This window comes from Pseudomonas sp. A39, assembly GCF_058145955.1.
Genome location: NZ_JBYVMD010000007.1, coordinates 161,125 through 185,850 on the forward strand (window position 1 = coordinate 161,125; position 24,726 = coordinate 185,850).

The window sequence follows — 24,726 nt, forward strand, 5'->3', positions numbered from 1 at the left end:
GAGGCCAGGTCGGGTTTCAAATTGATGCGTAGTGTCAGTGGTAAGGATTATTACGTAATCACTAGCGAGCTGAACATGTAGCCGAGCTTCGCAGGGCGCTGCTACTCAGTGCTAGGTATCAATAACGCCGGATCGCAGGGCTCTACCTCCGGTGCAGTTTTCCAGATCTCTAAGCCGCCTATCTGTCTGAAGGCGGCGACGTATGGCGCTACCGATGAGATTTACGCGCAAGCCTCCGTGGTGAATAAGTGCACTTAAGGATAATGCATGTCTGAACTTAAAAAGATTGCAGTCACAGTTAAGAACTTTGAGCTTCAAGCGAGTGGTGATCTAGATGCCCTCTATCGAAATGTTCGGTGTGAGGATGAAGGAGGGACGACTTTTTACTTTAAAGAAGTCGTGATGCTCAACTATTTGAGGAGGCATGGTGCGATCGCTACAGATGCTCGGCGCACTTGGTACTACAAGCATCTTGGCAAGAAGTCGATTGTTCTCGTTGCATTCGAAAAAAGTAACGGAAAGGTTGAGTATGACCTGGAACACATGCGGGCGGTCGCGAAGTCCAGTGTCATCAAAGGCATTATTTTTGCCGTGGCGGCCATCCCAGCGGGGCTGATCATCGCGACAGCGACCTTCGGCGTTGGATTGGTATTCATACCGGTTGGATTGTTTTATGCGTACAGAAGCGCTTTCAAAATACCCGGTCTGCTGCGCCGTGAGACTCTGGTGCGTGAGCTGGCAGAGTATGGGGTTGTCGTTCGATAAATGCGCTTGAAGCCAGTAATTTGAGCAAGCTAGCTGCTGTTGACGCAGAGCGTCGGATTTTCCCTACCAGTTGGCCTGCCATCAACATCTGTCCGAACTGACTCCCGCTCCCAATTTCCGTCCTGCAGGCACGCCAAGAAGAGCCCTGTGAGTGGTTGTGCTGACTTCGGAGGTTTCTTCCTGACAGACCTGATAGCTTGAGTCATTGCTCAACTGTTATGGGCATCTTTGAGAAAGTGAGAAGGAGCCAGATGTGTCAGTTTTGAAGAAGTCGGCAAGCAATGTGGTCGCAATGGTTGGAGTCATCTGCATCCTGTGCCCAGGAATCGATACAGGCGCTACCGCACAGGCATTGGGGGACGGCGCATGGCTGGAACTCAGCAGTTCTAGCCTGGTACATGGTACGAGAGGGGAGGCTCGTGTAGTCATTCAGCAAGGCGCTGAGGTTGCGGCGCTGGAAGCGCCGTATGAAATTGCGGGGCATGGATATGGGGCTTCTAGCATCAAGCTGCGTACTCATTGCGGCCCGATGACGTTCATGGTGATCAACGGTGAACTGAAGGCATCAGATACCGAGCGTCTCGGAAAGTATGGCGGAGAGGCGAATTGTGGCCTAGGGCAACGGCTGACCCGAGCCGGAGCCTGGCACCTGGTTTCCCAGTAGCAATTCAGGCCGAGCGTTTGCGGAGGCCATTCACCCATCGCTGCCTCTGCGCTAGTTAGCCAGTTTAGAAAGCCCCCCGCTGATCAACTTGGATGCGTGGGAGCGATGCATAGCCGATGCGTTTGGTATCGTGTCTTATTGGAGCTCATTGCCATGGGCATGCTCTGCTCTTTAGTGAGGCGATTGAGCGCGAGCCACCCTTGCCTCAAACGGAGTATACGGACGTGAGAAGCTACGCCCGAGAGGGGCACGATGTCGGGTTACGAGCATGGGGTGAGTTAAAGTGCCCCGAGCTGTCAGAGGCTTCGGTTCAAGGGCGGCGGGGGCGGGCTAATCGTCGATATTCAGCGCGATGTGGTGGATCAATTCCCTGGGGCGGGGGTTACTGATCAGTTCGTAGATGATGTCTCTTTTGCTGCGAGGCAACTTCTTAACGATGTTCTTGCCCGCGCGGCGGACTGCTTCATCCGAACCATGGATTCGGTCAGCTAGCATCAGAACGAGGATGGCATCGGATAAGGTCATGCGCGTCTCGTTGATTCAGGGACGTTAAAAAATACTGATTAGCCAGTTTCGCACTCTCCCACATCGCGCTGTATCGTGGTTCGGTACTGCCAGTGCGTGGCGGCACCGGCAAGGCTTGGCTGATTCTCTGGCCTTCTAGCTCAGAGTTTCTTGCTCAGATTGTCGTAGAAGGTAGCGTTCAGCGTTGCTGCCCAGTCAATAGGCAGCAGCTCAGTCCAGCTTAGCGCTTCAAGCAATGTCACCAAGCCCAGTCCATAGGCATTACCCGCCGCTGACTCAACGCAAAGGCCTGCCCAGTATTTGCTGTCAAAGAAAAGAGAGGATTTTAGGCCGTCTGGGCCGAGGTTTACGGTCTGAGTTGCGATGTGGTTGTTGCCGAGAACCATCAGGTCAGGCGTGTGCTCATTGAAGGTGCTTGGGAGTCCAACCTCAGGTGCAAATTTTCGTGCAAAGATTGCGCAGAACGGTTGGTTTTTCAGGGGTGGGTGCGTGCGCGGCCAGTCTCTGACCTTGCCGTTGTAGACCGGCCCAGCTTCTTCGTACTCAGGGTTCACGCGGGCACGACGGGTGAGCAGGAGCTTCTTTACGGCTTCGGCCTGACCTATAGCTTTCTCCAGTACGTCTGGGTTCGAAATGGCGTGCTTGCACTCGATGTAGGCGTACACCGCGTCAACCGGAATCTGCTCCTTTACTGGGAACTGGCGGCTCAGGCTGGAGCGCAACGTTGGACTGGCCATCTTGTCGTAGATGATGACGTCGTCACCAGCCGTCCTGCCATCCTCAGCAACGACGAAGCCCCGGCAGACACCGTATTTGGCGGGAAGCACATCCTCCAGAAGGGCGCAAAGGGCGAGCTCGAATTCGTCGCCAAGGTCGAAATTGTAGATCGCCTCGATGTCTTGGAGGCGTGCCTCCACCTTCTTGGCTAACCTCTCGATGTAGCCACCGTACAAGCCCATGCCTGCTTATCCCTATGATGTCAGCTCGTGCCATCGCTTGAGCTGCTGCTTTTAGATTTTCGTGCGGTTACCAGTTGAAACCCTCCGAACCTGAGTACGTGGCAGCTCTCGCTCAACACCCGTGAGAGGAATGGATCATCGACGAAAAGCTTCTGCTTCGCCACAATTTTGAGTTAGAATCTCACGCATGGATGCGCAGGTTTTGCCAGGCGAAAGCCCTGCTTTCACTGGACGAATCTGCGGTTAAGGTCTATTGTGACCTTAAGGTAAGTAGCCTGTCTTAGGAGAGCTGATATATGAAACTCGAAGACCGCATGACCCGTTCGATCAAGCTGCGCACGAGCATCGTCGTGTTGCGCTCAGATTTTACAAGCATGGGTAGTGATTCCCAGGTGGGCCGTGTTTTGGCTCGATTTGTGGAGAACGGCATTCTCGTGCGCGTCAGTAAAGGTGCGTTTGCGAAAGCTCGCATCAACCAGTACACGGGCAAACCAACGCCCGCAGGCACGTTGGAAATGATCGCAGCTGAGCTTTTCCGCAAGCTGAAAATTTCGATTGCCCCCAGCACCCTTGTTGCCGAGTACAACAGCGGTAAATCGACTCAGATCCCTATGGGCACGGTCGTCAACACTGGGAACCGACGTATTTCCCGTAAAGTGATTGTAGGAAACAACACTGTCGTCTATGAAAACTCTTCCAGAGCAGCTGCGGTTTAACATTGAAGATGCGTCCACGGCTGGCATTCTGAAAAGCATGCCAGCTGCCGTCGCAGAGAAAGACCAGCACATCACTGATGCCCTTCATGCCCTTTCGCAAATTCGAGTCACCCACGTCGCCTCTCAGTTGAACCGGCAAAAGGGCGATACCCGGGCTGCAACGGTCAATGTGGCAACGCGAATGGTTTTTGCGGGAGGCACCTGTCTTTCGAAGGCCTACGGTCTTATTGAGCGGATGTCTGAAGACATCGACATCAAAGTCGAGTTGGATGCGCCGCCTGAAGGCTATGCTTTTCCAAAAGACCTAGGCGATCGTAGCCGCCTGAAAGCGCTGCATGCAGCGGTAGAGGAGGCCTTGGCTGGGCTTGATTTTCATTGGGTTGTCGACGCGGGTAATCCGACTCGCAGGGACACTCATCGCTACTACTGCCTCTTGGTTTCGTATGCAGCGCACTTTCAGGATGCGACTGGTACTCTGCGCTCGCAGCTGAAGATCGAGCTCGTTTGTAGGCCACCCATGATCCCCTCGGAAACGCAGAATCTGGGCTATATGCTGGAAAAACTGAGTGGGAGTAACGACCCTTTCCTGTTCTCCATGCAGTGCATCACCGTCGCGGAAACCCTCGCGGAAAAAGTGCTTTCACTGCTGCGGCGCTGTGCCAGTTGCTGGGATGGGCGCCAGGTCGGTGAGTTCGACACCGCGTTGGTTCGCCATGTGTACGATGTGTGGCGTATCGCGACCAGCTACCCTGAAGCGATAGAGCCTGCTGCAGGTGTTTTCGCCTCGTCGGTGGCCAAGGACGTCGCTGAGTTTGGCAGGCAGCACCCTGAATTTGGAGCGGATCCGTTCGGGGTCTTGCGACAAACCCTTGAGGTTGCCGCCACCCATGAGGGCTTGAAGGCTAATTTCGAGCAGCGTCTCATGCCCCTGCTTTACGCGCACGAGAGGCCTGACTACGAAACCTGCTTCGCCGCTTTCGCCGATGTTGCACGACATTTGCTGGATCGCGTTGCAGCGGGCGATGAGGCGGGCAATAAGGTTGTTGCTTAGGTTCTCAAGTCAATCCAACTGAGTTATCGCTGAGCGTACCTGGTGTTATGAGCTTTTGCGCGCGGGCCCTAGCCGATGACACAGGGCCCGCTGAGCATTTCTCCTACTCCCGATCTCATCAATCCAGCATGTGGATCGCCACCTGAGCGACGTTGCGGGCGTCATCTATGCCTCGGTGGTACGTGCCTTTCCATTCCATCCCTAGCATTTCCACCGCAGGCTGCAGGCCGAGAGCGCGGCAGTCGTAAACCTTCCAATGCCATTTCTTCAAATTGGTGTGGTGCATCCCGTCGAGCATTGGTCTGGAATTTAAGCGTGAGGCATCTTGCTGAAGCTGCTTGAAGTCGTAATCGCCCCATGAACACCACATCGAGTTGGGATAGTCCACGAGGAATGCATCAAGCATCTGGGCCACCCGGACGTAACCAGGTGCTGCGTCCACGTCGCTCTGCTTGATTGTCGTTAACGTTCGACAAAAGTCGGTGAGCACCGGATGCAGGGTAGGCCGGACAAAGCTCTGAAATTGGTCGACTACTTTAAGCGAGGACAGGTCGATCACCGCCAAGCCGATCTCAATGGTTTCCATGTCCTCGCGTCGCACGATCAACTGACGTGGTGGCTCTCCGGGCTTGGCGTCCTCATCACATGTAGCCTCAAGATCGACGCATAGTAGGTATCGGTAAGGGCTCAAAATATCCCTTAGGGCGCCTAAATGCTGGGGCTTACGAACAGGTACCATGCTCAGCTCTAATCTTTGAATTGAAGAATGATGGCCAGCTTCTCGTTGGCCATCTAGAAAATTATCCGATGCCACTGCGGGTTGTCCACCGGACGACCCATCTCGACAGCACAGCACGTGCCGGGGTTTCAACGCAGGTCGATCATGGCGCAGATACCGACAGACAGATGGAAGGAAACGCTGCCTCGGTAACGATGACATGATCAACCTCAAGCACTCAGTAGATACCTTGAATCAGTCGTTTACCCGAGGTAACTCAACCTCGTTAGCGAATTTCCGATGACGCCTGCTCTCGAGCAAGGCGATGTAGCTCTTGGGGGCCGCCGCCCGACGCTTTGGACGGCCCCGGACTGCCCGTTACACTCTCTCCTTTGAGTCACCTGCGTGGCGACTCACGGCTCCACCTTGGGCGAAATGGGAGGGTAACTAGAGTCGTCTGCAAGGGCTTGCAACAGCTCAATGACAGGAGCCATGCCAATTCTACCCGACGGAACAGAGATTCGACGGAGCCACCTGGGGCAGCCATATCATGGCACGTCGCTCACTCCTGATGTTGTTTTCAGTCAGGGCCTGACAGCCGAGGGAGATGATCGCAGGCTGCTTGAGCATGTGCGAAGGAATAATGTCAGCGCCTTCCGTGGCACTCTTCCGATCGGCGAGAGCTATAGATAGCTACCTATAAATGGGTCGGTTGTTTTTCTATGGCACGAATGAGATATAGAGCTACCCTCCGTGTGAAGGAGGGCAGCAGCAGGGGGCGGCCTTTGCGGATCAGTCCCCGACTAGGTCTTCAAAGTGCTCTGCGCAGTAGAAGGTTGAGCCCAAAGCATGGACAGCGGGCTCTGAGCAGTAATCGCACGGATGACCATTCAGGTCGGCACTGAACTGGCAGCCCGGGCATCGACATTCGACCTCGTCAAATTCAGCGTCAACGAACTCGAAGTCATCCAGCGAAAACTCACAACCGCACTGGCTACAGATGAAGCCTTCGTCCGATATTTCTTCGTCGTCCAGGTCGGTTCCCAGCAAGAAAGACGTCATACCTGAGACTCCCATTGGATGCGCATTTCTCGGGCCATTGGATGCCCTTGTGCTTCCGCCTGCTCAAGCAGCTCACATGCGAGCTCAACGTCTTGCTCGACCCCTTGGCCAGTTACCAGGCATCTCGCTTGGTTAGCCAGCCCGATAACGGAGCCCATCTGCGCAGCCTCGGAGAAAAGAAGCCAGGCCAGACGATGATTCGGTGCACCGCACTGGCCATTGAACTCGATCGTGCCCAGTACGTTGAAAGCATCGCCACTCCCATGAGCTGCGGACATTGTGAGCCAGTGCCGTGCTTCAATGGAGTCAGCTGGAATGCCCTCGCCATTGAGAAGCATCAGCCCCAGGTTCATTGCAGCATCGGCATCGCCCGCGTTTGCCGCTATGCGGAACAGCCGTCGCGCTTTCACCAAGTTTTTTCCAACGCCGTTGCCGTGCAGGAAGCACAGCCCGAGGTTGTAGATCGGCATGATGTGATTGAGCTGACGGGCTGAGCGAGCAGCCTTCCGGTACAGAGCAAAGGACTCAGGAGTGGATGCGCCACCGTTCTGATGGTCGAGGATGGTCGCTACCGTATTGATGCTGTGATCGTCGTCCAGATAAGCGGCCCGCATTAGCAAGTCGATGGCACGATCCCGGTCTTCGGGCACCCCATTGCCATTGAGGTAGATCATTCCCAGGCAGCCGATCGAAGCGGCGATGTCGCCCTCTGCAGCCAGCTCGAAATGCCGGATAGCGTCGGGGATGCTTTTGGGGAAGTGTTCATCCCCCTCAAGGTGCATCCGGCCCAGGTTGTGGTGGGCAGTGAGAACACCGAGGTCGGCTGCACGCTCGTACAGCTCGGCTGCTTTGGTGAAATCACGATCTCGGCCTAACCCTTCACTGTACATCCAGCCAAGGTTGAAGGACGCCATGGGATGACCTTTCTCATGGGCTTCCTGAAGGCGTTGATGGGCAGTGTTGTAGTCCTTCTTCCAAAGGGCCGACAGTCCAGCGTGGTATGAGCGATCCTTCAGCTGGCGCCCAGCCATGTCATCGGCGATGGAATTATCAGCGTCTCGACGAGTAATCCACTCCGGAGTAAACACATCCCGGCAGAGCCAGAACGGTACCGGTGAGCGGTTGCACAGAGCCCACCTGCCATCACCCATAGGCTTTATGTAGGGCTCAGCATCGACATAGCCGTCGTGCCACACGCCGTCGATCTCTGTCGTGCTCAGGGTGTGCTTAAGCGCGGCTTGCCAGATCTCAATGCGTTCTGCTGGGCTTAGTTTGAAGGCCACGGGAAGTGGCCAGCGCCAGAATTCTGATGGCATCGAGATCCCATACGCCTGCTGTACTGCAGAACTCAAGCGTTCGAATGCCGCAGCGCCGAACGGGATGGGGGAGTGCTTGAGATGGTCATTCACCAGCCCATTGCTGGGCATGTCCGCAAGCGCATGAGACACCAGCTCGCGCACAGCACTGAGGCTGCTGTTGAAATGAGGGTGGTGGTGCTTGAGGTGCAGATGGAGGGCTTTAACGAAAGGGCTGAACTGATCTTTGTCGATCATGGCTAACTCCGATATCTAATCCCCCCCCCAATATCGAGTTAAACCATAGCAATTCGTGAGCTGTGATCAGCTCAGATGCCAGTGTTGCAGAAGGTGATTCGGTAGGGGAGGGATGCCCTGGCTCACCTTCAGGCTCTTCGAGCCGCCAAGCCAGTGTCCATAGGTTAGGGCAGATCCGCAGGGGAATCAAGGGAGGGGGGGGCAGCTAGCTCTGTGAACCGTCAACTGCCTTTGCGGTGGCGGTCTGGCAACTGAGGTTGGAGTGATCCTCAGCGGGCCAACGTCTGAGCAGTACGGCGTGAGGCCAGGCCATAGCGGCATAGGGACAGTCCTCGCCCCACTTGCTAAGCCGCGTTATGGGGTCACTCCGCCAGCCGGTCTGGATTAAGAAATCACCTCTTTAAGAGGGTGAGTTGCGCTGGCGTAGGGCTCACGATCAGGCGATCATGACGGCCTTACAAATCTGGAGTTGTCAGGTGCAGATCACCAACAAGGAAGTTATCGAAGCGTTGATCGCCGATTTCAAATTAATGCACTTCAGCATCCTACAGCCGGATGTGAGATGCGATTTTGACGGCGACCCCGCTGTACTCGCCCAGGTCGTCAAGGTGGCGGGTATCCCGACATTGAGATTCTCCTACCGCTTTGCTGACAACGTGGTGAGTAATCACACGGATATGTTTTACTGCCTGATTATCGCAGCCCATGAGCTGGCCCACTGGACGAACGCTCATACCAAGCATTTGGACAGGGACGATCTCGATAGCAAAGCCATCGAGATGTGGGCAGACTTTTTTGGTACCAGGCTCTTGTTCACTGCCGTAGCTAGGTGTCAGCATCTGGCGGCTATCATCAAGCGTTTGAGTACTCCCGCTTTTGATGCTGAAGGCTCAGACGGGCTGCTCTCGCCGTACGGTGAAGCATTACGTCAAGTCTATGATCGCGTATTCGTGCCAACTGGTGAGTCGCCCAGGTACCCTTCTCCAGCTGAGCGAGCGCAGATCTGTGGTACTGGAGTTCCGTCGTTCTTCCACCGTCACTTCGGTGAGCTGTATGAGGGGAGAACGATCTTCTCGTTGATTAAAGTCCTAGTCGAACCGTTCAGCGACATTCTTGAAATTTTCTCAGGCGAGATGGATTACGAAGCAGCTGAAGAGCTGACATTCAGGAATGTCGAAATACATTTGGGTCTAAAAGAAGGTAGGCCCTTGATCACTCCCGGAATACGCCCTGAGTTCAACTTGCTGGTTGGTACCCACTACCTAGAGCAGAGCGAAAGCAAGGCACACCGAGAGGCGTTGAAGGAAAAAATTCGGTCGTGGGGAGTGGAAATTTAGCCAGCTGATTGTCGAGCGGTGGAGCGTGAGGGCTCCGATTCGAAGATCGGCTACAAATCCCTATCCTGTTTAACCTTTACCGCCAGCTCCGGTGATGTTCAAGCGGTGCCATGCGACAGGTACCTGCAGGATAACCAGGTCTAGGAGTAGAGATCAGGGCGTGTTTAGGGGAAGAGCACGTAATCAACCTGTATCTTGGAGCAGATTTCCTTGAGCCTCGCTCCATTCACCCTGGCCCAGTCGGGCTCAACGCTGAAGCCGTAGGCGATCTTCCCGCTGACATGGTTAATCAGCCCCTGAAGCGATTGAAATCCACGATGCCTAGCATGAGTCATCGCGTCGATATTAGGATGGGCCAAGTAGTAGAGGTGATCCGTAACATACTTCTTGTAGGATTTGGTAAGCCGGGGTCTATCGCCGTCGACTAACAGCCCTAGGACGATCTTGCGGGCCCCCGGTGGAATAATTTTCGTCTTGGCCTCGTTAAGCCAAAACCCTTCCTTAATCAAGCACGCGTTGATCATCTTGATGTGCAGGGCCACCTGTGACCTGTCAAAAGCATTTTTTGATGAGAACACCAGGTCGTCGGCATATCGGGAGTACACCAGCTCGTTTTCCCGCGCGTATTCTTGCAGGTTCTCATCCAAGGACTGCATGACAAGGTTGGCGACTCGCGGAGAAGTGGCGGCACCTTGGGGTAGATGGCCAATACGAGGGTCGCCGGAGTAGGGGAGCCCTACAGGAAGCGTTGTGTTGCCGAACCTTCGATCCGGGTTGCCGCTTTTACGTACGCGCGTGCAAAGCCTGGCAAGCTCGAATGCCACCAGTGGTTGGTACCCGAATGACCTGAAAAGCTTATAAACCCGTGGTTCCAGGATCGACTCAAAGAAGTTTGTGAGATCGAGCTTGATCAGCCATTCAGCCCCGCAATGGAGTACGGCTGCTTCCAACACACCGTGGCGTTTGTCATAGGCGTAACTGGCCTCGTGGGGATCGACCTTGGACAGGATGTGGACATTAATCCAACGCTGTACTCGAAGTAAATCTTCGCTGGGTGCGCATATCCATCTGAAGCGATCAGGGCTATGCCCCACGTTCGCCTTACGGAGCTTGAAGACGTTGTACGCCTCTGTCCTATAGGTTCGGCTGATCGTTCGATGCAAAAATGGGTAGGGAACACCCGCCAAGTGGGCGAGGTGGTTCAGGGTGAGGATGGGAGGGCAACCGTGTTCCATCTGCTTTGCCGTCTGCACGGCATTTTGCAGTATGTCCCCAGGCACACCAGCCTTACGGCCTGTAGTTAAATAAAGCTGAGAGCTCCAGCGACTCATCTACCTTTAGATTCCGCCCTGGCGGATGGAAGCCTTCTGGCGCCAGACTTCGATAGCGAACACCATGAAGGCTGCCAACCTCCAGCAGGCGTGAGATCGTTCGACGGTAAGCATAGTTTGCTCCCAAAACGCCCCGCGCAACGCGCGGGAATACTAGATTCCGCTACTGCGGAGCCCTCAGCTGCGTTGGATAATACGAAGTGAAGGGGTCTGGCGCTACAAAAAACTTCTTCCCCTGGCGGCGGAGATAGCGGATGGCTCTATGTCCAGCTAGGGTCAGTGCTCCAGTTTGTGTCAGCCAGCCCCTTTTGACGGCACGGTCTTTTGCACTAATGACGGCGTCTAGAGAAAGCGGTAGGACTCGACGGAGCTCCGCAACGCGTCGTTTTCCCTGAGCGTGAGCGAGAAGAGTGATGATGGCGTACTTGCTTTCATCGCTTGATCTCTGAAAGCGGGCGGATTTTGATATTTCTGGTACGTTTAAGTCGGCTAGTGCGTTTTTGACGATGCTGCCAATGTTGATTTGGGGTGACTGCCAAAGATTTTCCGTGACGCGCTTGGGGAAGAGTGGAGCCCATTTTTTTGACCCTCTGTTTTTCTCCGAGATGAAAATGGCTGGCATGTTGTTCGGAGCCCCGTGCTCGAAAGCTAGTAGGGCAGCGGTGTTTTCCCAGCCAAGCGGGTCTTTGCTATGTGCGCCATAATCCCTGCAAAGATCAATCATTTCATTCAGATCTTCACCAAAGCTGTTGTACACGGTAGGGCACTCTGTCACCACATGCACTTGGGGTGCAAACCTGTGACCACGCACCTTCTCGACGCCTTGCTTGGTGCCGCTGTAAGCCAATACCCAAAAATTTAGAAATTTGCCAGAGTGCCAGCTTCTTATTGATGCCACGTTCCACATGGAGTCAAGCATCCGTGATGCTCGATCTCCGCTACCAATGAAGTCGGTAAGAATGACGAAGTTCCTGACTTGTGAATCTCTGACATTATCCGCAGCGGGTTGAAGCAAGAATCGTGCGGGGTTGGAGCGGCACAGCGTGTTGGCAATTGATGCTACTAGACCCTCGCTCCCCACGTCCTGCGTTTTAAAAGTAAGCGACTGGACTACGTGCATGGCTGCGCCATAGGCTCGCATGTGTTTCTTTTTTGATCTGGGGCTTTTTGTCTTTTCTTGCTTGTAGATCGGGGGTGGCAGATCTGAAGTTGTTTTTTGTAGTTCGCGCTCGATGAATAAGGCTGAACTGGATCTCAGTGGTAGTTTATTTTTAGTTAGCTTGATCAAGCTGTTCTTGAAGTCGCTAATTGGGCAATAGCTAATTGAGTCAAGCAGTTTTTCCGCCAGTAGTCGATCGCCAGGCCTGTTGTCGAACTGGCTGAGCCAAAGCTGTGTTTTTTCTTGTTCCTTCAATGGCTGCACGGCGCTAGTCCCTTTTTTTGCTTATGGCTGATGGGCGTTCTGGGTGCACTGACGAAGCGTGTGTTTGCCAGCTCTTGTCGTGGCCATTGTTGATCAAGGGCTGGCCGCACCATCCTTTGGGAAGCATGATGGGGTCGGGTCGATTGCTTAGTCTAGTGGTGTGGGGTGCATGGTTGGTGCGTTGCTCGTGGACTGATGAAGGGACAGCGGGTTTGGAGGCGGGTGTGACTTTTGAGGCGGGGGTAGTTTTTGGGGACTAGGCGGGCTTCTGAAGGGGGGGACGACTTTGGGAAAATCCGTCGGGGAGATCACGTGCATGTGTTCAGGTGGGAGGGGCTGCACGCCGGGGAGAAGCGCGCGGCGTCCGGGCGAGCCGGGCAACCTTGAACTGCGTCGAATCGTGATAGTAGATGTGGATGGGTAGGGGTACTAATCTGGAGGTCAGGGGACTCGGGGGCTTCAGGTTTGATAGTAGGGTTTCCATTTGGACTGCCTAAATTCTTGAACGACTCCGACATCAGGCGCCAGGTAGGAATGGAGACGATGGTCTTGTCGAAATTCTGCACCTTGACCGTGTGCAGGGTGATGTCCACGACATCGCCGTCGGCGCCGACCTGGGGCATCTCGATCCAATCGCCGACCCGCAGCATGTCGTTGCTGGTCAACTGCACGCTGGCGACGAACGACAGCAGCGTGTCCTTGTACACCAACAGGATCACCGCTGACATGGCGCCAAGACCCGACAGCAGCAACAGCGGCGAACGGTCGATCAGGGTGGCGACGATGATGATTGCGCCAAACACGAACAGCACCATCTTCGCCAACTGCACGTAGCCCTTGATCGAGCGGGTGCGGGCGTGTTCGGTGCGGGCGTAGATGTCCAGCAGGGCGCTGAGCAGGGCGCTCATGGCCAGTACCAGGAACAGGATGGTCAGCGCCAGGGCCACGTTGCCGATAAACAGGATGGCGGTCTTGCTCAGGTCCGGCACCAGGTACAGGCCGAATTGGATCACCAGCGAGGGCGTCATCTGTGCCAGGCGATGGAAGACTTTGTTGTGCCGCAGGTCATTGAGCCAATGCAGGGCCGGTTGCCGGCCGAGCAGTTTGATGGCGTGGAGGATGAGGTAACGTGCCACCCGTCCAAGCAATAGAGCCACCACCAACAACACCACAAAACCGAGGCTGGCATGCAGCAGCGGGTGTTGATCGAGGGCGCCCCAGAGGTCTTGGACGTTGAGCCAGAGCTGTTTGATATCCATGGGTGAAACCGATTCTTCTATGGGACAAGACGGGGCGATTAGAGCATTTAAGTGCAACAAAGTTGATGTCATGGACAAATGCCCTGACAAAAAAGCGCCTGAATGACACCGTTCGCGTAAAGAAACTCGGTTTGGACGGCCGAAACCGGTACCCTATGCAGCTGATTTTTTGTATTTCTTCGAGGTAGCACCCGTGTTTTCCCAATTCGCCCTGCACGAACGCCTGCTCAAAGCCGTGGCCGAGCTTAAATTTGTCGAGCCTACGCCGGTGCAAGCAGCGGCCATCCCGCTCGCGCTCGAAGGGCGTGACCTGCGGGTGACGGCTCAAACCGGGAGTGGCAAGACCGCCGCTTTCGTCCTGCCGATTTTGAATCGCCTGATTGGCCCTGCCAAAGTCCGTGTCAGCATCAAGACCCTGATCCTGCTGCCGACCCGCGAGTTGGCCCAGCAGACCTTGAAGGAAGTGGAGCGCTTCTCGCAGTTCACCTTCATCAAGTCCGGCCTGATCACCGGCGGTGAAGACTTCAAGGTGCAGGCCGCCATGCTGCGCAAGGTGCCGGACATCCTGATCGGCACCCCAGGCCGCATGATCGAGCAGCTCAACGCCGGCAACCTCGACCTCAAGGAAGTCGAAGTGCTGGTGCTCGACGAAGCCGACCGCATGCTCGACATGGGGTTTGCCGATGACGTGCAGCGCCTGGTGGCCGAGTGCATCAATCGCCAGCAGACCATGCTGTTCTCCGCCACCACCGGCGGTTCCACCCTGCGCGAGATGGTCGCCAAGGTGCTGAACAACCCTGAGCACCTGCAGGTCAACAACGTCAGCGACCTCAACGCGACCACGCGCCAGCAGATCGTCACGGCTGACCACAATGTGCACAAAGAGCAGATCCTCAACTGGCTGTTGGCCAACGAGACCTATCAGAAAGCCATCGTGTTCACCAATACCCGCGCTGCCGCCGACCGTATCTACGGCCGCCTGGTTGCCCAGGAATACAAGGCGTTCGTGCTGCACGGCGAGAAAGACCAGAAGGACCGCAAGCTGGCCATCGACCGCCTCAAGGCCGGCGGTGTGAAGATCCTCGTGGCCACCGACGTTGCCGCGCGCGGCCTGGACGTGGACGGCCTGGACCTGGTGATCAACTTCGATATGCCACGCAGCGGCGACGAATATGTGCACCGCATCGGCCGTACCGGGCGTGCCGGCAATGATGGCCTGGCGATCTCGCTGATCTGCCATGGCGACTGGAACCTGATGTCGAGCATCGAGCGCTACCTCAAGCAGTCGTTCGAGCGTCGCACCATCAAGGAAGTCAAAGGCACCTACACCGGGCCGAAGAAGGTCAAGGCATCGGGCAAGGCCGTTGGCGTGAAGAAGAAAAAGACCGACGCCAAGGGCGACAAGAAAAAGGCCGGCGCCAAGTCGCCGACCAAACGCAAGATTGCCAACCGGCCGAAGACCGACAACCTGTCGCTCGTCAGCAAGGACGGCATGGCGCCACTCAAGCGCCGCAAGCCGGAAGCGCCGGCTGCTGAATAAGGCTTGAGTGATATGAAAAAACCGGACGTTTGTCCGGTTTTTTTATGCCATCAGCTTTTGGCTTTGGCCGCTGCTTCCTTGAGCTCCTTGAGACGGGCGTCGATCAACTGGCATTTATCGGGGAACTCAGCGCTTTCGGTATCCAGGTCCATCTTCTGCAGCTCGTCGTTCATCTCCTTGGCCTTGGTCGGGTTCTGTTCGGTCAGCTTGGCCACTTCCTGGGCCAGTTGCTCGCGCTTGGCCGTGGCCTCGTCGGGCGTGCAGGCCCAAGCGGGCAGGGCGGCAGTTAGCGTGGCGACGATGGCTAGGTTCATCAGGGTTTTCATGGGCAGACCTCCTTGGCGGTTATGTGCTGTTGAGGCCGCGAACGTCTGGAAAGTTCAGAGAAATGACGTCCGTCTATTCGGCTGAACGGCCAGTGACGTGGCCTGTCACAACCTTGACGGGCTACTTTCCACCAGCCTGCAGGAGGAATCAGGATGACGACTTACAACTGGGATCTGATCGAACGTCTGCTGCATGAAGTGCAGAACGGCGAGGGCAGCTTCGCCCCGCGCAAATACGCCGAGCAGGAAGCGGCCGAAAAGGCCACGGCGGGCGAGTCCACCGGCAACCTGGATGCGCTCAAGAAGACGGCGGCCGATTATGAAGCGCTGCTGTTCAAGCGTGGCTTTATTGAGTCGCGCCCTGAGGAAGAGGGCGGAAATGGCGAGAATTTCATCCTCACTCCGCTGGGCGCACAACTGTTGGCGCTGATCGACAGTTCGATTCCCGGCAATGATCACCCGCGTCAGGTGCTGGATGAGCAGGCGGACGCGCTGGATCCGGCGACCTTTGCCGAGGTGGCTTCCAAGGCTCAGATTGCCTGATCGGCCACCGCGCTCATCTAATGTGGGCGGGGGCCAGCCTCTCTCACATTAGCTTGCGCTGCCCTTGAGGCATTTCAGTGCCTTGAAGTCGCTGCGTACGCCGTCGATTTTTTGCGTCAGTTTCAGGCGCTGTTGCACGCTGCTTTGCGCCATCAGGTCGACGATCAGGCTGCGTGCCGCCGCTTCTGTCTCGGCGTAAGCGACGCGGTACTCCGGCGTCCACAGGCTTTCCCGGTCCACCAGCAGTTGCTGCATTTTCTGCGGGAAGTCGGCGCCCTCGCGTTGTTTCACGGCGTCGATAAATTGCGCCTGCCAATGCGCGCGGTTACCGATCCATTGCTGGTTTTGCTCACCCAGGCTGATAGACCAGGCCGTGACGCGGTTTTTCTGGCTATCGCTCAGCGGCCCCATCCACGCATCCAGGCGTTTATTCATGCGCTCGGCGCGTTCTTGGATCTGCTTGGCCAGCGGTGGCTTGAGGTACTCGTCCTGGCGCTTGCGCAGGTCTTTGGCCAACGCGTCGTTCATCTCTTTGACCTGTTGATCGTCCAGCCCCTGCAACAACTCGATGGCCGACGGTGTGACCTCGCGGGCGACCTCGGCGATGGCCTGCTTGGCCTCTACGGTGCGCGTCTGCAAGGCCGCGTCGGTAACCTGGTTGTCGTCGACCATCTGCTGCAGGCGGTCCAGCCAGTCCAGGTAGCCCGGCAGTTGTGTGGTGCAATGCCAGGCCAGATGCTCCTTGAGCTTGTCGTTGAACCAGCTCTTCTGCCCGGCGTTCATGTCCAGGTAGTCGTTGAGGGTCCAAGGAATGATCACGTCCAGGTTGCGATAGGCCAAGCCTACGCGATTGCAGCCGGCGAGCACCAGGCTCAGGGTCAGCAGTACGACGAGTAATTTGAGCCGACGCAGCATGGGCGGGTCCTTCGCAATGTGGGTTATCACATGTGAGCCTGCGCGGGGGGCGACAGTTCAGCCGATTAATAAAACGACCGCGCCGCCTTCAGCGTCAACAGACCATCGCATTGCGAATTGTGTCCGGAATAGGCCGAGCAGTCCCCGCCGCTGAGGCTGGAGTCGCTGTAGATGAGGTTCAGGTCAACGCCCATCCATTCTCGGGAGAATTGCACCGACCAGTCGCTGAAGCTGCGAATGGAGCCGCCGTCCACCGAGACCGGCGTGCCCAACTGATGCGTGGTGTACTTCATGCTGACGCCAATACCGAAAGGCTGGGTGCCACCCAGGTCGGCGAACAGTGTGCTGTCCTGGCGATCCGGGTCGTTGCTGAAAGAGGCACCGAAGCGATTACCCAGCAGGTTCAGGCCGCCGTAGAACTCCTGGCTGTCGAGCGGGCTGAGCTTGGGGTAGCTGTAGTGGATCAAGCCGACTTCATAGCCCAGGGTCTGGTCGAAAGGGTGTTTGAAGCCCATGTAGGAATCGACTTCAAGGGTGCTGGCCGAGGACAGGCCCATGTTCGGTGAGAATTGGCCGAAATACAGGCCGCTGTCATGACTCAGGTCCAGCCCGCCGTGGAACGAGTCGCTGCCGGGAGACGTCGGCTTGACCAGGCCCTGGGCCATGCTGCGGCTGGGGGTGGTGCCCAATTTCAGGTCGAAGTCGCCCAGTTCACGCTGGAATATTTGCGCTTGGGCAAGGGGGCACGCGACAAGGGCGCTGACCAGAAAAATGCACGGTTTGAGCATGCTTCACTCCATGAAAAGCGAGGAGCAGTGACGAAGGAATCGGGCAGATGCCCGTGCTAGACGTGTGCAAGGATACCGGCGAATGTCGGGAGGTGAGGCCCGTTCGTCGATTAGCGCTAATGGAAAATAGGCAGCGAGGGTATTTCGGGCTCTAGTCCTAGCGCCTTGAAGGCAAGACGCTTAGGGACCAGTGGTGTTGCGCGGTATTACTTTTTACCCAGGCTGATCTGCTTGGATGGGCCGAAAGTCTGGCCGCTGACGCCCTTGGCAATTTGCTGGATTTCGCCGCCGGACTTGAGGAAAGCAGCAATCTGGCTGTTGATCGATTCGCTGGTTTCAACGGCGGGAGCTGGCTTTGCTTTGCTGTTGGATGCTTTTACACGCATGGCGGCCACTAACCTGTAGAAAATTAACTTGGCCAGGCATCGTACAGGAAATACTTGACAATTGCTTGGTAAATATCCTCGAAGAATAAGTGCGGCGGCTGAAAACAGCCAAGTTTCATCTTTGAAATGAACCCCTAACTTACTGTTTTAATTCGAAACCCTGGTGCTGGCTGCGGTGGGTTGCCTGAGAAAAATCAGCCGGATTGATCGGACGAGCGGGGCGATGCCATCGCAAGGCCACGCCAGGCCGTGATTTTTCAGGCGCGCGCGCGTGACGAGCGCAACTCGGGTAGAATGCCGCCCACGCAATGAGGGTATTTGGAAATGGCTTTAGTCGGGCGCTACAACAGCTTGCAAGTGGTTAAACACACTAACTTTGGTTTGTACCTAGACGGTGCGCAAGATGGCGAAATCCTCTTGCCTAATCGGTATATCCCCAAAGATATTCCCAGTGAAGATGAAGACTGGCTAAACGTTTTCATTTATCTGGACAGCGATGACAAACTTATCGCCACGACCGAAAAGCCCAAAGTCCAAGTGGGCGAATTCGCCAGTTTGAAAGTGGTGGAAGTCAACAGCATCGGCGTGTTTCTCGACTGGGGCTTGCCCAAGGATCTGTTGCTGCCGTATTCGGAAGAAAAGCGTCAGATGACCGCTGGCGAATACTGCGTGGTGCACGTTTATCTCGACAAACACACCAAGCGCATCACGGCCACCGCACGCCTGGACCGCTACCTGGACAAGACGCCTGCCAATTACCAGGTGGGCCAGGAAGTCGACCTGCTGGTGGCCGAAGCCACCGACATGGGCTTCAAGGCGATCATCAACAACAAGCATTGGGGCCTGATCCACAAGAATGAAGTGTTCAAGTTCCTGCGCCCGGGCAAGGAAGAAAAAGGCTTTATCAAGGAGATCCGTGCGGATGGCAATATCAGCCTGAGCCTGCAACCGGTTGGCCAGGAAGCAGCCTCGAGCCTGAACTCGAAGATCCTTGCCAAGTTGCGTGAAAACAACGGCACCTTGCCGGTCAGCGACAAGAGCGACCCGGCGGTGATCAGCAACTTGTTCGGCGTGAGCAAGGGTAACTTCAAGAAAGCCATTGGTGCGCTGTATAAGCAGGGCCATATTGTGATTCACGCGGATCGCATTGAACTAAGCTGAGTACGCTTTGCTCTTCTGTAGGCGCCCGTTGGCGCTTACAGAGGTGCATCAATGACCAAGAAAACATCTTTCGCCTACCTCGGCACGTTGCTGGCTTTCCTGGTCCTCGACGGCCTTTGGCTCGGCGTGCTCATGGGGCCAACCTACAAGTCCCTGCTGGGCCCGCTGATGCTGGACCAGCCCCGCCTATTGCCGGCTCTGCTCTTCTACCTCCTCTATGTGTTCGGTTGCGTGGTATTCGTGGTTCTGCCCAGTGCCAGTTGGCAGCGCGCTGCGCGCAGGGGGGCGTTGCTTGGGCTGGTCGCTTATGGCACCTACGACCTGAGTAACTGGGCCACGCTGCAGGGCTGGTCAGCCCAGTTAGCGATCATGGACATGGCCTGGGGCACCTTCCTGACTGCCGCGTGCTGCACGGTGGGTCATTGGTGTGCACATCGAGTGCACCGCTGATTGTGTACAGGATTTCGGTGCACCGTTGCTGAGCATCGTCCCATGTCTATACCCATATCAATCCCTTTGGAGCGCCGTGCCAGAGGGATTGCGTTCAATTGGCACGTATTCTGCTGACTCTCTCGTATACAAACCATGCCGCCTTCCGTATGCACACCGCGACGCACGTGCAGGCTGGTATTTCGAGGAGCCCAGCGATGACCGAACAATTGCCCAAAGGCTACAGCCCGCGCCTGTATAACCAGGACCTTGGGCCACTGCCGCAAAAGTGGAACTGGTACAACATCTTCGCCTTCTGGATGAGTGACGTGCACAGCGTCGGCGGTTATGTGTTTGCCGCCAGCCTGTTCGCCTTGGGGCTGGCCAGTTGGCAGGTGTTGATCGCCTTGCTCGCCGGTATCTGCATTGTGCAATTGATCGCTAATCTAGTGGCCAAGCCGAGCCAGCAAGCCGCAGTGCCTTACCCCGTCATTTGTCGGTTGGCGTTTGGGGTGTTCGGCGCGAATATTCCTGCGGTGATTCGCGGCTTGATCGCGGTGGCCTGGTACGGAATTCAGACGTATTTGGCGTCGAGTGCCTTGATCATCGTGGTGCTGCGTTTCTTCCCACAGATGGCCGTGTACGCAGAGCCGCATTTCGCTGGGCTTTCCTACCTCGGTTGGTTTGGTTTCCTCAGCCTGTGGCTGTTGCAAGCGGCGGTGTTCTGGGCGGGCATGGAGTCCATCCGCCGTTTTATCGATTGGGCGGGGCCGGTGGTGTATGCGGTGATGTTTGCCTTGGCCGGCTGGATCGTGTGGAAGGCCGGTTGGTCGAACATCAGCTTTACCTTGGCGGAGAAGTCGCTGTCGGGATGGCAGGCGTTTGGCCAGGTGATCGTGGCGACGGCGCTGGTGGTGTCGTATTTCTCCGGGCCGACCCTGAACTTCGGTGACTTCAGCCGCTACTGCCGCAGTATGAACGACGTACGACGCGGCAATTTCTGGGGGCTGCCGGTGAATTTCCTGGCGTTTTCCCTGGTCACCGTCGTGATCGTCTCGGGCACGTTGCCGGTGTTTGGTGAAATGCTCCACGACCCGATCGCCACGGTTTCGCGCATCGATAACAACGTGGCGGTATTGCTCGGCGCCTTTGCGTTTGTCACTGCGACCATTGGCATCAATATCGTTGCCAACTTCGTCTCCCCGGCGTTTGACTTCGCCAACGTCGCCCCCAGCAAAATCAGCTGGCGCGCAGGCGGGATGATCGCTGCCGTGGCATCGATCTTCATTACACCGTGGAACCTGTTCAATAACCCGCTGATGATCCACTACACCCTGGATATCCTCGCGGCCTTTATCGGACCGCTGTTCGGGATCCTGTTGGTGGATTTCTACCTGATCAAAAAGCAGAAGATCGATGTGGATGCGCTGTTTGATGAGAGCCCCAGCGGGCGCTATTACTTCGACGGTGGCGTGAACTGGACGGCGGTCAAGGCGTTGGTGCCCGCGACGCTGGCGGGCGTTGCGATCACCTTCACCCCTGCGTTGCAGGGCATGGCCAACTTCGCCTGGTTTACCGGATGCTTCCTGGGTGGGCTGTTTTTCCTGGTGCTGGCACGGCGTGAACAGGTGCGCGCACCTGCGCCTTTGGTTGCCGGCTGACCAACACCGAACCCGCCACCAGCAAGCCTGCACCGGCGACTACCAGCGCCGGTTGCAGGCCGCCGCTCAGGTGGCTGCTCACCGATGCCAACAAAGGGCCGCTCAATTGGCCGATGGCAAAGCTTGCGGTCAGCAGCCCGGTGCTGCGCTGGTAGCCGTGGGGCGCGACGTCCCGCAAACGTGCCATCACGAGTTGCATGCACGCCAGGAATGGCCCGCCGCACAGCAACACCCCCAATGCCAGGCCCCAGCCATTGCCCAGCAAGCAGGCAAACACGCCGGCCGCTTGCAGCCATAGGGTGGTCATCAGCCAGCGGCGAGTCGTGTGCGGATCCTTGCGGCGCAGGGTCGCCACGCCGACGCCCATCGCGGCTGCCAGACCAAAGCACGGCCAGAACAGATCGGCCTGCCAGGCGCCCTTGAACTGCGCACTGGCCATCTGCGACAGGAACGTCGCCGGGATGATGTAGCCAAGGCCGAACAACACATAGATCCAGCACAAATGCGCAATGCTGCCGTTGCTGCCCGCGTCCGTAGGGCTGGCAACCGCGGCACTGGCGGCAGAAGGCTTGGGCAGGAACGGCAGAATCGCCAACAACATCACCAGTGCCACCGTGCCGTACACCCACCACAAGGTTGCCGAGCTTTGCCCCAGCAAGTTGGAGCCCAACGCCAGCAACCCGGTCAGCAGGATCCCCAGTCCGGGCCCGGCGAATACCAATGCGCCCAGGCGCGGACGCCCGGCGGCAATCGCCAGTGGCTGGCTCAGGCTGGTGATCATCACCAATGCCCAGGCACTCGCGACACCGGTACCAAAGCGCAGCAACAGATGCGGCCAGAAGCCATGAGCCCAGTACGACGCCAGGGTCAGCAGCACACACAGCCACAACCCGCCGTACAAGCGCCCACGCACATGCTGATGGCTGCGCGCAAAGATCGAATCCACCGCCCCGACGAAGTAGCCCAAGTAGTTGGCGGCGGCGATCAGGCCAGCGCCGGTCAGGTCGATCTGCCCCTCGCTGAGCAGATGCGGCATTTGTGGGGTGAGGGCGAAACGGCCGATGCCCATCGCCATCATCAAGGCGACACCACTGGCAAGTAAGCGAATCAAGGGGGACATGGTCAGGTTTCCTGCGGATAAGCGAATACCCTCAGGCTAAAGCGCATTGACTTTCTGTAAAATTGAATAATAGTGAGCAACTTGTTCAGTTTTGGAGAAAGGTATGGAGTTCAGTCAATTGCGCATTTTCCAGGCGGTGGCGGAAGAGGGCTCCATTACCCGTGCCGCCGAGCGCCTGCATCGCGTGCCGTCAAACCTGTCGACCCGGCTCAAGCAGATGGAGGAACAGCTCGGTGTAGAGCTGTTCGTGCGCGAGCGCCAACGCCTGCAGCTTTCTCCGGCGGGCAAAGTGTTGCTGGACTACAGCGCCCGACTGCTGGCCCTGCACGACGAAGCTCACGGCGCCGTGCAGGGTGGGCAACCGGCTGGCGACTTTGTATTAGGCAGCATGTACAGCACGGGCGCCGTTCATTTACCGAAGCTGCTGGCGCGTTACCACAAGGCTTACCCGACGGTGAACCTACAGGTGCAATCGGCGCCGAGCGGCGAGCTGCTCGAAGGCTTGATTACCGGTCGCCTCGATGCTGCCTTTGTGGACGGTCCTATCACCATCGCGTCCCTGGACGGTGTTCCCCTGTGCGAGGAGCGTCTGGTGCTGATCTGCGAAGCCGATCACCCGCCGGTACGCGGGCCGCAGGATGTGGCGGGCCGGTCGGTGTTCACCTTCCGCCGCAGTTGCGCCTATCGCGCGCGGCTGGAAACCTGGTTTTCCCACGAGCACGTGGCCATGGGGCGGGCGATTGAGATCGAGTCCTATCAAGGCATGCTCGCCTGTGTGATCGCCGGGTCCGGGGTGGCGTTGATGTCCGAGTCCATGCTCAACAGCCTGCCAGGCAAGGACAGTGTGTCCGTTCATCCGTTGACAGGGCCTTTTGCCACTGCGACCACCTGGCTGATGTGGCGAAAGGGTATGCTCGGCGCTAACCTCAACGCATGGATCGACCTGCAGCAAGCTGACAGGGCCGAGGCGCTGCACGACGCACGCGCGATTGCTTGAGCGATCCGTCAGGATTTGGATCAATTCAGTAATAGTTCGTTGTGTTTTCGTTCAAGCAATACGTAGGACTTAGGGCTACTATCAGTGTAGGAAAAGGCGAAAGAACTTGCGCCTACCAGCATTACCCTCAAAGGGGGCAACCATGAAAGAGAAAATTCAAAACTGGCTCCATGATCTGGGTGTTGCACTGGGCTTGATCGAGCCGCCGTTGCAACCCGTGCCGATTCGCACCGATGATGAGCAGCGTCGCCCACGTCGCAGGTAAGCCCTGAAGCGCTCGCGGAGTCGAATCGTGCGGGCGTTGTACTATCGGGCGTTTTTCATGGCGTGATGAGGCGCCTGTAATCCGCGCGCAGCCGGCATTTGATGCGTCCCCTGTGTGATGAGGTGCGCTTCATTGTCGGACCCTTCTGCTTACTCCGTCATCCTCACTTTTTCCCTGTTCGTGCTTCTATATTTTTGCCTTTTCATGGACGAAGAGGCATTGAAATGTCGAGCATTGATAGCGAAGGTATGCTGATTTCCGACCGAGTCGAACTCCGTCGGTTTCAAACGATTGAGCATGGTGATCTGCTGGGTGTGCGCGCTTTGGTGATCCACCAGACCGACGCACCGACGGCCCGGCACACCTTTAACGGTTACCTCTCCAAAGGTAATGGTGCGCACTTTTTGATTGAAAAAGACGGCGCCATCTACCAGACAGCCAGCGTCAAGAAGCGTTGTTATCACGTTGGGCGCTACCTGCGTTCCAAGTGCCTGGCGCTGGATAAAGCCACCTGCGATAGCCGTGAGGTCCAAAGCATTCAGGCGCTCACGTGGACATTACAGATTCGGGCGCTGGACCGGTATGAGCGCACCAAGGACTATCCTGAGCGATACCCGATGAATGCGGACTCCCTGGGCATCGAATTGGTCGGCAAACATCTGGATGCTGCACGTTATGAGGAGGTGACTGCTATGCAGAAGCAGTCTCTGCGGTGGTTGGTGTCTGAGCTGCATGGCCATTTCCGCCTGACGCCGAAAGATGTCTACACGCATCCGCAAATCTCATACAAACACCCAGGTGAAGCCAGTACTGCGGAGTGGCAATGAGTCTACGGTCAGCGTTGTTTGGCGTGTGCGCATTACTCGCCGGATGCTCATCCTCCCAGCTGGATCTCGACGACATTCGCATCTCTGGCTTTCACTCCGAAGAGCCCGAACGCTGCCGACCCAGTGACGTTGCGCTGGATGAGCGGCAGATAGCGTCCTTTTTCAAACGCGCCGCGCTTATTGATGGTCGCACGCTGCACGATGAGTTTGACTGGGCCCCTTGTTACCTTGAAGGCACGCTGAAATATCAGCAAACGGCCTGCGTCTGGCGGGTGAGGGCGGGGGCTACCGGGGAAATTGAGTGCCCGGCGACCGAGCAGTATTTTGGCTGCAAGGATTGCGGTGATTTGTTTGAAGGCGCGGCGCAATAGCGACGAATAAAAAAACGGGTGCGACATCCGACGT

The 24,726-nt window shown here is 56.7% G+C and carries 26 protein-coding genes and 1 pseudogene; 14 read left to right on the forward strand and 13 right to left on the reverse strand.

Annotation, left to right across the window (positions count from 1 at the left end):
* Positions 1-267 precede the first annotated feature (267 nt).
* The gene (locus AC3ZU9_RS07840) at positions 268-765 is read left to right on the forward strand and encodes a hypothetical protein (RefSeq protein ID WP_038453510.1); all 498 of its coding nucleotides are present in this window, start codon (positions 268-270) and stop codon (positions 763-765) included.
* Positions 766-1,018: 253 nt separating this feature from the next.
* Entirely contained in the window at positions 1,019-1,429 is a 411-nt protein-coding gene (locus AC3ZU9_RS07845; RefSeq protein ID WP_490090533.1) for a hypothetical protein, read from the forward strand.
* Positions 1,430-1,759: 330 nt separating this feature from the next.
* On the opposite strand, the gene AC3ZU9_RS07850 is transcribed toward AC3ZU9_RS07845, so the two are convergent.
* Both AC3ZU9_RS07850 and AC3ZU9_RS07855 read right to left on the reverse strand, forming a co-directional pair.
* Positions 1,760-1,954: a DUF7740 domain-containing protein gene (locus AC3ZU9_RS07850; protein ID WP_038453505.1), complete on the reverse strand. Its 195-nt coding sequence runs from the start codon at positions 1,952-1,954 to the stop codon at positions 1,760-1,762.
* A 140-nt stretch (positions 1,955-2,094) separates the two neighbouring features.
* On the reverse strand, positions 2,095-2,913 hold the full coding sequence (locus AC3ZU9_RS07855) for a DUF6602 domain-containing protein (RefSeq protein WP_490090534.1): 819 nt from the start codon (positions 2,911-2,913) through the stop codon (positions 2,095-2,097).
* Positions 2,914-3,209: 296 nt separating this feature from the next.
* On the opposite strand from AC3ZU9_RS07855, the gene AC3ZU9_RS07860 reads away from it, so the two are divergent.
* Together AC3ZU9_RS07860 and AC3ZU9_RS07865 are read left to right on the forward strand one after the other, a co-directional pair.
* Positions 3,210-3,629 (forward strand): DUF6088 family protein, encoded by a 420-nt coding sequence (locus AC3ZU9_RS07860; RefSeq protein WP_038453499.1) that lies wholly within the window; start codon positions 3,210-3,212, stop codon positions 3,627-3,629.
* Positions 3,598-4,680 carry a nucleotidyl transferase AbiEii/AbiGii toxin family protein gene (locus AC3ZU9_RS07865; RefSeq protein WP_490090535.1) on the forward strand — a complete coding sequence of 361 codons (1,083 nt, stop codon included), beginning with the start codon at positions 3,598-3,600 and terminating at the stop codon, positions 4,678-4,680. Before AC3ZU9_RS07860 ends, AC3ZU9_RS07865 begins: the two co-directional genes overlap by 32 nt.
* A gap of 118 nt (positions 4,681-4,798) precedes the next feature.
* On the opposite strand, the gene AC3ZU9_RS07870 is transcribed toward AC3ZU9_RS07865, so the two are convergent.
* A complete protein-coding gene (locus AC3ZU9_RS07870) occupies positions 4,799-5,419 on the reverse strand; it encodes a 3'-5' exonuclease (RefSeq protein WP_038453493.1) in 621 nt (206 codons plus the stop codon).
* A gap of 861 nt (positions 5,420-6,280) precedes the next feature.
* Between AC3ZU9_RS07870 and AC3ZU9_RS07875 the strand changes: the two genes are divergently transcribed.
* Positions 6,281-6,466, forward strand: coding sequence for a hypothetical protein (locus AC3ZU9_RS07875; protein ID WP_490090536.1), 186 nt, complete (start codon positions 6,281-6,283; stop codon positions 6,464-6,466).
* On the opposite strand, the gene AC3ZU9_RS07880 is transcribed toward AC3ZU9_RS07875, so the two are convergent.
* Entirely contained in the window at positions 6,457-8,013 is a 1,557-nt protein-coding gene (locus AC3ZU9_RS07880; RefSeq protein ID WP_490090537.1) for a tetratricopeptide repeat protein, read from the reverse strand. The two genes, AC3ZU9_RS07875 and AC3ZU9_RS07880, sit on opposite strands and share 10 nt — an antisense overlap.
* A gap of 476 nt (positions 8,014-8,489) precedes the next feature.
* Here AC3ZU9_RS07880 and AC3ZU9_RS07885 point away from each other — a divergent pair, with 476 nt between their 5' ends.
* Positions 8,490-9,350: a hypothetical protein gene (locus AC3ZU9_RS07885; protein WP_231501085.1), complete on the forward strand. Its 861-nt coding sequence runs from the start codon at positions 8,490-8,492 to the stop codon at positions 9,348-9,350.
* A gap of 164 nt (positions 9,351-9,514) precedes the next feature.
* Here the strand turns inward: AC3ZU9_RS07885 and AC3ZU9_RS07890 are convergent, their stop codons facing one another.
* The 3 genes and pseudogenes from AC3ZU9_RS07890 to AC3ZU9_RS07900 form a co-directional block, all read right to left on the reverse strand.
* Positions 9,515-10,681, reverse strand: a complete 1,167-nt coding sequence (locus AC3ZU9_RS07890) for a reverse transcriptase family protein (protein ID WP_038453484.1) — start codon at positions 10,679-10,681, stop codon at positions 9,515-9,517.
* A 163-nt stretch (positions 10,682-10,844) separates the two neighbouring features.
* A complete protein-coding gene (locus AC3ZU9_RS07895; RefSeq protein ID WP_490090538.1) occupies positions 10,845-12,104 on the reverse strand; it encodes a phosphoribosyltransferase-like protein in 1,260 nt (419 codons plus the stop codon).
* A gap of 497 nt (positions 12,105-12,601) precedes the next feature.
* Positions 12,602-13,363: pseudogene (locus tag AC3ZU9_RS07900) on the reverse strand (mechanosensitive ion channel family protein); the annotation flags it as partial.
* Between the two features lie 193 nt (positions 13,364-13,556).
* On the opposite strand from AC3ZU9_RS07900, the gene AC3ZU9_RS07905 reads away from it, so the two are divergent.
* Positions 13,557-14,903 carry a DEAD/DEAH box helicase gene (locus tag AC3ZU9_RS07905; protein ID WP_043205730.1) on the forward strand — a complete coding sequence of 449 codons (1,347 nt, stop codon included), beginning with the start codon at positions 13,557-13,559 and terminating at the stop codon, positions 14,901-14,903.
* A 50-nt stretch (positions 14,904-14,953) separates the two neighbouring features.
* Here AC3ZU9_RS07905 and AC3ZU9_RS07910 read toward each other — a convergent pair whose 3' ends face one another.
* Entirely contained in the window at positions 14,954-15,229 is a 276-nt protein-coding gene (locus AC3ZU9_RS07910) for a hypothetical protein (protein WP_064052693.1), read from the reverse strand.
* 153 nt (positions 15,230-15,382) lie between these two features.
* On the opposite strand from AC3ZU9_RS07910, the gene AC3ZU9_RS07915 reads away from it, so the two are divergent.
* Positions 15,383-15,772, forward strand: coding sequence for a hypothetical protein (locus tag AC3ZU9_RS07915; protein WP_015885270.1), 390 nt, complete (start codon positions 15,383-15,385; stop codon positions 15,770-15,772).
* Between the two features lie 48 nt (positions 15,773-15,820).
* Here the strand turns inward: AC3ZU9_RS07915 and AC3ZU9_RS07920 are convergent, their stop codons facing one another.
* The 3 genes from AC3ZU9_RS07920 to AC3ZU9_RS07930 form a co-directional block, all read right to left on the reverse strand.
* Positions 15,821-16,687, reverse strand: a complete 867-nt coding sequence (locus tag AC3ZU9_RS07920; protein WP_490090539.1) for a DUF6279 family lipoprotein — start codon at positions 16,685-16,687, stop codon at positions 15,821-15,823.
* A 65-nt stretch (positions 16,688-16,752) separates the two neighbouring features.
* Positions 16,753-17,475 carry a TorF family putative porin gene (locus tag AC3ZU9_RS07925; RefSeq protein ID WP_015885268.1) on the reverse strand — a complete coding sequence of 241 codons (723 nt, stop codon included), beginning with the start codon at positions 17,473-17,475 and terminating at the stop codon, positions 16,753-16,755.
* Positions 17,476-17,681: 206 nt separating this feature from the next.
* Positions 17,682-17,861, reverse strand: coding sequence for a PFL_1563 family small protein (locus AC3ZU9_RS07930; RefSeq protein WP_003193095.1), 180 nt, complete (start codon positions 17,859-17,861; stop codon positions 17,682-17,684).
* 324 nt (positions 17,862-18,185) lie between these two features.
* Here AC3ZU9_RS07930 and AC3ZU9_RS07935 point away from each other — a divergent pair, with 324 nt between their 5' ends.
* From AC3ZU9_RS07935 to AC3ZU9_RS07945, 3 genes are all read left to right on the forward strand, one after another.
* Complete coding sequence (locus AC3ZU9_RS07935; RefSeq protein WP_122810126.1) at positions 18,186-19,022, forward strand: CvfB family protein; 837 nt, start codon at positions 18,186-18,188, stop codon at positions 19,020-19,022.
* Between the two features lie 51 nt (positions 19,023-19,073).
* The gene (locus tag AC3ZU9_RS07940; RefSeq protein WP_093543663.1) at positions 19,074-19,472 is read left to right on the forward strand and encodes a DUF2177 family protein; all 399 of its coding nucleotides are present in this window, start codon (positions 19,074-19,076) and stop codon (positions 19,470-19,472) included.
* A 197-nt stretch (positions 19,473-19,669) separates the two neighbouring features.
* Positions 19,670-21,112: an NCS1 family nucleobase:cation symporter-1 gene (locus AC3ZU9_RS07945; RefSeq protein WP_490090540.1), complete on the forward strand. Its 1,443-nt coding sequence runs from the start codon at positions 19,670-19,672 to the stop codon at positions 21,110-21,112.
* Here the strand turns inward: AC3ZU9_RS07945 and AC3ZU9_RS07950 are convergent.
* Positions 21,024-22,232 carry an MFS transporter gene (locus AC3ZU9_RS07950; protein WP_490090541.1) on the reverse strand — a complete coding sequence of 403 codons (1,209 nt, stop codon included), beginning with the start codon at positions 22,230-22,232 and terminating at the stop codon, positions 21,024-21,026. The genes AC3ZU9_RS07945 and AC3ZU9_RS07950 overlap by 89 nt on opposite strands.
* Before the next feature lie 103 nt (positions 22,233-22,335).
* Between AC3ZU9_RS07950 and ptrR the strand changes: the two genes are divergently transcribed.
* From ptrR to AC3ZU9_RS07965, 3 genes are all read left to right on the forward strand, one after another.
* Entirely contained in the window at positions 22,336-23,229 is an 894-nt protein-coding gene (ptrR, locus tag AC3ZU9_RS07955) for a putrescine utilization regulator PtrR (protein ID WP_015885263.1), read from the forward strand.
* Positions 23,230-23,371: 142 nt separating this feature from the next.
* Complete coding sequence (locus tag AC3ZU9_RS07960) at positions 23,372-23,494, forward strand: PA1414 family protein (protein WP_003193089.1); 123 nt, start codon at positions 23,372-23,374, stop codon at positions 23,492-23,494.
* Positions 23,495-23,718: 224 nt separating this feature from the next.
* Positions 23,719-24,321, forward strand: a complete 603-nt coding sequence (locus tag AC3ZU9_RS07965) for a peptidoglycan recognition protein family protein (protein ID WP_490090542.1) — start codon at positions 23,719-23,721, stop codon at positions 24,319-24,321.
* 47 nt (positions 24,322-24,368) lie between these two features.
* On the opposite strand, the gene AC3ZU9_RS07970 is transcribed toward AC3ZU9_RS07965, so the two are convergent.
* On the reverse strand, positions 24,369-24,719 hold the full coding sequence (locus AC3ZU9_RS07970; protein WP_490090543.1) for a hypothetical protein: 351 nt from the start codon (positions 24,717-24,719) through the stop codon (positions 24,369-24,371).
* Positions 24,720-24,726 lie beyond the last annotated feature (7 nt).